This is a genomic window from Bacillus sp. JJ1521, assembly GCF_036965165.1.
Taxonomy (GTDB): Bacteria; Bacillota; Bacilli; order Bacillales; family Bacillaceae_L; genus Ferdinandcohnia.
Window position 1 is genome coordinate 1 of record NZ_JBALOX010000079.1, and the last position, 8,661, is coordinate 8,661.

7 protein-coding genes and 1 other annotated feature are annotated in these 8,661 nt (G+C 38.3%); all 7 genes read left to right on the forward strand.

The annotated features are described in order from the left end of the window. Positions 1–437 precede the first annotated feature (437 nt). Positions 438–697 (forward strand) — a binding site (T-box leader). Positions 698–794: 97 nt separating this feature from the next. Further along, the gene (ilvB, locus tag V7147_RS12860; RefSeq protein WP_335368263.1) at positions 795–2,513 is read left to right on the forward strand and encodes an acetolactate synthase large subunit; all 1,719 of its coding nucleotides are present in this window, start codon (positions 795–797) and stop codon (positions 2,511–2,513) included. Next, on the forward strand, positions 2,510–3,028 hold the full coding sequence (gene ilvN, locus V7147_RS12865) for an acetolactate synthase small subunit (protein ID WP_335368264.1): 519 nt from the start codon (positions 2,510–2,512) through the stop codon (positions 3,026–3,028). The genes ilvB and ilvN overlap by 4 nt, the downstream gene beginning before the upstream one ends. 56 nt (positions 3,029–3,084) lie before the next feature. Next, entirely contained in the window at positions 3,085–4,113 is a 1,029-nt protein-coding gene (gene ilvC / locus V7147_RS12870) for a ketol-acid reductoisomerase (protein ID WP_335368265.1), read from the forward strand. Then, positions 4,100–5,581, forward strand: coding sequence for a 2-isopropylmalate synthase (locus tag V7147_RS12875; protein ID WP_335368266.1), 1,482 nt, complete (start codon positions 4,100–4,102; stop codon positions 5,579–5,581). Before ilvC ends, V7147_RS12875 begins: the two co-directional genes overlap by 14 nt. A gap of 55 nt (positions 5,582–5,636) precedes the next feature. After that, positions 5,637–6,749 (forward strand): 3-isopropylmalate dehydrogenase, encoded by a 1,113-nt coding sequence (leuB, locus tag V7147_RS12880; RefSeq protein ID WP_335368267.1) that lies wholly within the window; start codon positions 5,637–5,639, stop codon positions 6,747–6,749. A gap of 89 nt (positions 6,750–6,838) precedes the next feature. Next, positions 6,839–8,266, forward strand: a complete 1,428-nt coding sequence (leuC, locus tag V7147_RS12885) for a 3-isopropylmalate dehydratase large subunit (RefSeq protein ID WP_335368268.1) — start codon at positions 6,839–6,841, stop codon at positions 8,264–8,266. 2 nt (positions 8,267–8,268) lie between these two features. Then, positions 8,269–8,661: 3-isopropylmalate dehydratase small subunit (leuD, locus tag V7147_RS12890; protein ID WP_335368269.1), on the forward strand; the 393-nt coding region annotated here is incomplete at its 3' end.

An 8,661-nucleotide genomic window follows, 5' to 3' on the forward strand; every position in this document is an offset into this window, starting at 1 on the left:
ATCAATCACAAACACTTCTTTTCATAAAAATGAATCGAAGTGTTTTTTTATTTTTACCTCAGATTTTATAGATCCTCTACATATTAAATTTGAACATAAATCTTCAGCTCAATCCCTAATTTTCGTTCACAAATATTTCAAGAAATTCTTTTAATTCAGAAACCGCATCGCAACAAAGGTGTAAGCGTATACAGGTTTTTCTGTAAATCAAAATAATCTAACAATTCTATAAAATAGTGTTGACTCCGATTAAAAATGAGAGTAATATAGGCTCTAATATAAAATATATNNATCTAAATTAAGATGATGGTTGTCATGGATTTGGATTATTTTTTATACCTTAGGTTTCAATCGTGTAAAGCGTTTAAGTTTTTAGGTATTAAAGTGGCAGCAATGGCATATTGCTTATAAAGATCTAATATGAAAATTTTCAATATTCATAAACGTTGAAGAGGATAAGTAGTCTTACGTTACGATATCTACAGAGAGCCGGTAATGGTGGAAGCCGGTGTTATCCCGTATGATGAACTCACCTCTGAGTGTTAGCTTGAAATACTTTAAAAGTAGAGCTAACCGGGTGTTTGGTAACAGCTCACCCGTTATCAAAATGAACAACAAACGTTGTTCCTGAGGTGGTCTTATAGATCACGAACAAGGGTGGTACCGTGGAAAGTATAAATGCCTTTTCACCCCTTCGACCAAGAAATTGGTCTAGTGGGTGAACTGGCATTTTCTGTTTTTTATTAATACTCTTTAATACTTTTATTTACTATAAGGAAGGGATGTAAGGAAAAATGGGCGTAAATGCAAAAGTGGAGGAACAAACCAAAGCTTCTACAAAAATGAACGGTTCTCAAATGCTAATTGAAGCATTAAAAAGGGAAAACGTAGAAGTCATTTTTGGATATCCTGGCGGTGCTGTTCTTAATATTTATGATAGTTTATATGATTCAGGTATTTTTCATGTCTTATCTAGACATGAACAAGGTGGAATACATGCAGCTGAAGGGTATGCGAGAATTTCAGGAAAACCAGGAGTCGTTATTGCTACCTCTGGACCGGGGGCTACAAATATTGTTACTGGATTAGCAGATGCGATGATTGATTCAATTCCACTTGTTGTATTTACAGGTCAAGTTGCTTCAACTGTAATCGGTTCTGATGCTTTCCAAGAAGCAGATATACTCGGAATCACAATGCCAATTACAAAACATAGTTACCAGGTAAGAGATGTTAAAGATCTACCAAAAATTATTAAAGAAGCATTTTATATTGCGACTACTGGAAGACCAGGACCTGTATTGATTGATATACCAAAAGATATGACAGTAAATGAAGCGGAATTTGATTACGATCAAGAAATTCATCTGCCGGGTTATCAGCCGACAATTCAGCCGAACCATTTACAAATTAGGAAGCTAGTTGAAGCAGTTAGCCAAGCGAAAAAGCCTGTTATTCTTGCAGGAGCTGGAGTAATATTTGCAAAAGCAGCTATGGAGTTAAGAGAATATGTTGAACAACAAAATATCCCTTTAACACATACACTTTTAGGTTTAGGTGGATTCCCTGCAGATCATCCACTCTATCTCGGAATGGCAGGAATGCATGGAACATACACAGCGAATATGGCATTACACGAAAGTGACCTACTTATCAGTATTGGAGCTAGATTCGATGACCGTGTTACTGGAAACTTAAAACATTTTGCTCCAAATGCAACAATTGCACATATAGATATTGATCCTGCTGAAATCGGGAAAAACGTACCTACTAAAATTCCTGTTGTAGGAGATGCGAAAGAAGTTCTTAAGAGCTTAGTTCACCAAAATGGTAAGCCTGGAGATTCGCAAGGATGGAGAGAAAAACTAGCTGGATGGAAGGCTGAATATCCACTTGTTTACAAGCCTTCAGAGGAAGAACTAAAGCCACAAAAATTAATAGAACTTATTTATAAATTTACAGAGGGTGAAGCGATTGTAACGACTGACGTTGGTCAACATCAAATGTGGGCTGCTCAGTACTATCACTTCACAAAGCCAAATCGTTGGGTTACCTCAGGTGGATTAGGAACAATGGGCTTTGGCTTACCATCAAGTATAGGAGCACAGCTAGCTGATAAATCTTCAACTGTTGTGGCTATTCTAGGAGATGGTGGATTCCAGATGACTTCACAGGAGCTATCAGTTATCCAAGAATTAAATCTTCCTATTAAGATTATCATTCTGAACAATAAAGCTTTGGGAATGGTAAGACAATGGCAAGAGCTCTTCTATAAAGAGAGATACTCACATTCTTTAATTCCTAATCAGCCAGATTTTATGAAACTAGCTGATGCATATGGAATTAAGGGATTGAAAGCTTCAAATGATAAAGAAGCTGAGCTAGTGTTGAAGGAAGCACTTGAATATGAAGGACCAGTTCTTATGGACTTTAGTGTAACGCCTTTAGAGAATGTATACCCAATGGTTGCAACAGGAAAGGGTCATCATGAAATGGTAGGTGTTAAGCTGTGAAAAGAATCATTACATTATTAGTCAACAATCGTGCTGGTGTACTGAATCGCATCACTGGCCTGTTAACAAAACGTCACTACAATATTGAAAGCATCACAGTTGGACATTCTGAAACTGAGGGGCTCTCACGGATGACATTCGTCATTCATCTAGATGAGGAAACTGTTGTTGAACAAATTACAAAACAATTAAACAAACAAATTGATGTTATTAAGGTTATGGATATTACAAATCAAGCCATTGTGGCAAGAGAATTAGCTCTCATTAAAGTAGCATCCAGCCCTTCTAATAGAAATGAGATTTATAGCTTAATAGACCCTTTCCGCGCCAATATTATTGATGTGAGTAAGGATAGCCTAGTTATTCAAGTAACAGGTGAATCAGAAAAAATAGAAGCGTTATTAGACCTCTTAAAACCATATGGAATTAAAGAAGTTGCCCGTACGGGTACAACTGCTTTCACAAGAGGCAACCAAAAATCTGCTTCTAATATGAAGCCGTATTCGATTGTGTAACAGTGTTAATCACATTACTATATATAACTTAATTCTAACAAGGGAGAGATTTTAAAATGACAAAGGTATATTATAACGGAGATGTAAATGAGCTAGCTTTACAAAATAAAAAGGTTGCAATCATTGGTTATGGTTCACAAGGACACGCACATGCACTTAACTTACGTGAAAGTGGCGTAGATGTAATTGTTGGTCTACGTCAAGGTAAATCATTCGAGCAAGCAAAAAATGATGGACATCAAGTTTATTCAGTAAGCGAAGCAGCTGAACAAGCAGATGTAATTATGGTATTACTACCAGATGAAAATCAACCGAAAGTATATAAAGAAGAAATTGAACCAGGATTAAAACCGGGAAATGCATTAGTATTCGCACATGGTTTTAACATTCACTTTAGCCAAATCGTACCTCCAAGCTTTGTAGATGTATTCCTAGTAGCACCAAAAGGCCCAGGACATCTAGTACGTCGTACTTATACTGAAGGTGCAGGAGTTCCAGCATTATTTGCGATTGAACAAGACGTAACTGGAAATGCAAAAGAAGTAGCACTTGCATATGCAAAAGGGATCGGAGCAGCTAGAGCGGGTGTTCTAGAAACGACATTTAAAGAAGAAACTGAAACAGACCTATTCGGTGAGCAAGCAGTACTTTGCGGTGGTACTTCTGCATTAGTTAAAGCAGGATTTGAAACATTAGTAGAAGCTGGATACCAACCAGAAGTTGCATACTTTGAGTGTTTACATGAATTAAAACTTATCGTTGATTTAATGTATGAAGAAGGTTTAGCTGGAATGAGATATTCAATCTCTGACACAGCTCAGTGGGGAGATTTCGTAACTGGACCACGTATTGTTACTGACAGTGTAAAAGCAGAAATGAAGGAAGTATTAAAAGATATTCAAACTGGTAAATTTGCTAAAGGCTGGATCCTTGAAAACCAAGCAAATCGTCCAGAATTCAATGCAATTAACAAAATTGAAGCTGAACACCAAATTGAAGTTGTAGGTAAGAAGCTTCGTGCAATGATGCCATTCGTGAAGCAAAGACAAGTGAAAGAAGCGGTGGGTGCCCGTGCAGAAAATTAATATTTTTGACACTACATTAAGAGATGGTGAACAGTCTGCAGGAGTAAACTTAAACTTACACGAAAAACTTGAAATAGCTAAGCAGCTGGAACGACTCAATGTGGATGTTATGGAGGCCGGATTTCCAGCTGCCTCTGAAGGTGATTTTCAGTCAGTTAAACAAATTGCTGAAAGCATCAAAAATGTTTCTGTAACAGGTTTGGCAAGAGCAGTTATAAGCGATATCGACGCTGCTTGGGAGGCATTAAAGGGTGGAGCGGAGCCTCGTCTCCACACCTTTATTGCTACATCCCCAATTCATAGAAAATATAAACTTAAACAAACCCAGGATCAGGTCATTCAATCGGCAGTAGACAGTGTAAAATATGCATCAAAATTCTTCCCAATCATCCAGTGGTCCGCAGAGGATGCGAGCCGAACTGAATTAGATTTCTTAGNNTATGGCACACCTGAAGAATATGGAAAAATGTTTACTTATGTCATAAATAACGTTCCGAATATTGATAAAGTCATCCTATCAACTCACTGTCACGATGATCTCGGCATGGCTGTTTCTAATTCATTATCAGCCGTTGAGCATGGCGCTTTACAAGTAGAAGGAACGATTAATGGTATTGGTGAAAGAGCAGGTAATGCTTCACTTGAAGAAGTGGCAGTTGCTTTGCATATTCGTCAGGATTTTTACCAAGCAAATACACGATTAAAGCTGGCTGAAATCAAGCGTACAAGTGATTTAGTTAGTAAATTAACTGGTATGATTGTTCCTCCAAACAAAGCTGTAATCGGAAAAAATGCTTTTGCACATGAATCAGGCATTCACCAAGATGGTGTCCTAAAGGAAAAAACAACCTATGAAATTATCACTCCAGAATTGGTTGGAGTTAAATCTAATTCAATGGTGCTTGGAAAACATTCTGGTAGACACGCATTAAGCAACCGTATTTTCGAATTAGGATATTCATTAGATGACGAGGAAGTTAACCGCGTATTTAAACTATTTAAAAATTTAGCAGATAAAAAGAAAGAAATCACTGATGATGATTTAGTGACATTATTAGTAGATGAAAAGGTAGCAAATGTAGAGGATATGTATCAATTGACTTCTTTACAGGTTCAATACGGTACAAACCAAATCCCTACTGCAACAATTACCTTAACAGATCGCGAAGGTAACCAAATCCAAGAGGCTGCAACAGGATCAGGAAGTGTTGAAGCACTTTATAACACACTTGAGCGTGCTTTTGGTATTTCTATTACTTTAGACGATTACCGAATCCAATCTGTTGGTGCAGGTCGAGATGCACTCGCTGAAGTTTTTGTTAAAGTAAAACACAAAAATGCAGAAAGCAGCGGAAGAGGTTCAGCACAGGATGTGTTAGAAGCTTCTGCAAGAGCTTATGTAAATGCAGTCAATAGACTACTAGCCGTTGAAAAGAATAAGAAATTACTTGAAAAAGTTGGAGTATAACCTTAAAAAATACTATTTTCAGTGTGGATAGGCGAATAAAAGAGGAGGAGTCATAATGAAGAAAAGTATTGCCGTACTTCGAGGTGATGGCGTAGGTAAAGAAGTGACTAAAGGGGCAATCGAAGTGTTGAAGGCTGTTGCTGACCAATACAATCATGAGTTTACATTTCAACACGCTTTAATAGGTGGTGTGGCTATAGACACTGAAGGCACTCCTCTTCCAGCGGAAACACTGGAAGTATGTAAACAAAGTGATGCGGTATTATTAGGGGCAGTAGGAGGTCCTAAATGGGATACAAATCCTCCACATTTACGTCCTGAAAAAGGATTATTACAAATTCGAAAAGCATTGAATTTATATGCTAATGTAAGACCTGTAACTTGTTTTAATAGCTTGCTAGATTCGTCACCACTTAAACAAGAAGTTATTGAAAATGCAGACTTTGTCATAGTGAGGGAACTTACTGGTGGTATTTACTTTGGAACGCCAAGCGAAAGAAGAATAGTGGATGGAGAGGAAGCTGCTGTTGATACTCTATCCTACAAGCGCTCGGAAATGAAGCGGATCATCGAAAAAGCTTTTGAAATGGCAGAGTCACGAAAGAAGAAAGTAACTTCTGTTGACAAGGCTAATGTATTAGAATCTAGCAGAATGTGGCGTGAGGTCGCAGAAGAAGTTGCTGTTTCTTATCCAAATGTAACGTTAGAGCATATGCTTGTGGATAACGCGGCAATGCAGTTGATCCGAAATCCGAGACAATTTGATGTAATCGTAACTGAGAATATGTTTGGTGATATTTTAAGTGATGAGGCTTCAATGTTAACTGGTTCACTTGGAATGCTTCCATCAGCAAGTTTATCAACAGACGGTCCAAGTTTATATGAGCCAATCCACGGCTCTGCACCAGATATCGCTGGTAAGGATATCGCGAATCCAATCGCAACCATTTTATCTGCTGCTATGCTGTTACGTTTATCATTTGGATTAGAAGAAGAAGCAAAAGCAGTCGAAAAAGCGGTTGATGATGTATTAGCTGCTGGTCACCGCACTGCAGATGTCGCACAAACACAACAACGAGCCATTTCAACAACTGAAATGGTGGAAAAAATTAAAGAAGCCTTAGTTGAAGACGGGGCGATTTCAAATATTATGTCTGCTTATGCATAAGCCATCTTAATGTGTAGTAAGACTTAGATAGCTCGGTGTAAACCGAGCTTGTCTTTTCAAAAAAGTGAAAAAGGAGGATGAAGATACGAATGGCACCGAAAACAATTATTGAAAAAATATGGGATCAGCACATTATCAATCATGAAGAGGGGAAACCAAGTCTACTTTATATTGACCTTCATCTTGTCCATGAAGTAACTTCTCCGCAAGCCTTCGAAGGGTTACGTTTAAAAAATAGAAAAGTTAGAAGACCAGATTTAACTTTTGCAACTATGGATCATAACGTTCCTACAACAAGTGATCGCTTCCAAACAAAGGATGAAATTGCTGCAAAACAAATGAGCGCATTAGAAAAGAACTGTAAGGAATTTAATGTTCCACTAGCTGACCTATACAGCCCTGAACAAGGGATTGTGCACGTTATTGGACCTGAACTTGGCTTAACCCAACCAGGAAAAACGATTGTATGTGGTGATAGTCATACGTCTACACATGGTGCATTTGGAGCGTTGGCATTTGGAATTGGGACAAGTGAGGTTGAACATGTTCTTGCAACCCAAACTTTATGGCAACAAAAGCCTAAAACCATGCAGGTTAATGTAATCGGAAACCTTGCTCCTGGTGTTTATGCAAAGGATGTTATTTTATCGATTATCCGCAAATTTGGTATTGATTTTGGAACAGGACATGTTATTGAATATACTGGTGAATCGATTAGAAGCATGTCTATGGAAGAAAGAATGACGATTTGTAATATGTCCATTGAAGGTGGAGCAAAAGCCGGTTTAATTAGCCCGGATGAAACGACATTCGCATACTTAAAAGGAAGAAAACATAGCCCGGCTGGAGTTGATTTTGATGCGTCCGTTGAAAGATGGAAGCAACTTGCAACTGATGAAGGTGCAGTTTTCGATACAGTTTTAGAAATTCATGCAGAAGAAATCTTACCAACTGTTACATGGGGTACAAACCCATCTATGAGTGTAACAATTGAAGATACAGTTCCATTCCCAGAGGATTTCAAGAAGGAAGTTGACAAAAGATCTGCCGAGCGTGCCTATGAATATATGGATCTTGCACCAGGCACTCCAATTAACGAAATTGAAATCCAGCATGTCTTTATTGGTTCTTGTACAAACTCACGTATTGGTGACCTTCGTGAAGCTGCTGACATTATTCGTGGCCAAAAGGTATCACCTAAAGTACGTGCTTTGGTTGTTCCAGGTTCACAGCAAGTTAAGCTACAAGCAGAAAAAGAAGGTCTTGCAGATGTATTCCGTGAAGCAGGCTTTGAATGGCGCGATGCTGGATGCAGCATGTGCTTAAGTATGAACCCTGACGTAGTTCCTGCTGGTGAAAGATGTGCTTCTACATCTAACCGTAACTTTGAGGGTCGACAAGGTAAGGGAGCTCGTACACACTTGGTGAGTCCAGCGATGGCAGCAGCTGCCGCAATTCATGGGAAATTCGTAGATGTTCGTAAAATAGAGAAAGTCGCGGCAGGAAGGGAGGCATAATCATGGAACCATTTATCACTCATCAAGGTAAAGTTGCAGGAATGGATCGAAGCAATGTTGATACAGATCAAATTATTCCAAAGCAATTTTTAAAGAGTATTGAACGCACAGGGTTTGGAAAATATGTCTTTTTTGATTGGCGCTTTGAAGCTGATGGAAGTCCAAATCCAAATTTTGAATTAAACCGTAAAGAAAACGAAGGTGTATCCATCCTAGTTGCGAATGAAAACTTTGGATGTGGCTCTTCACGTGAGCATGCGCCGTGGGCATTACATGATTATGGATTTAAAGCAGTCCTAGCTCCTTCCTTTGCAGATATCTTCTATAATAACTGCTTAAAGAATGGAATGCTTCCAATCGTTTTAGAAAAAAACATAATTGAGTATCTATTAAAG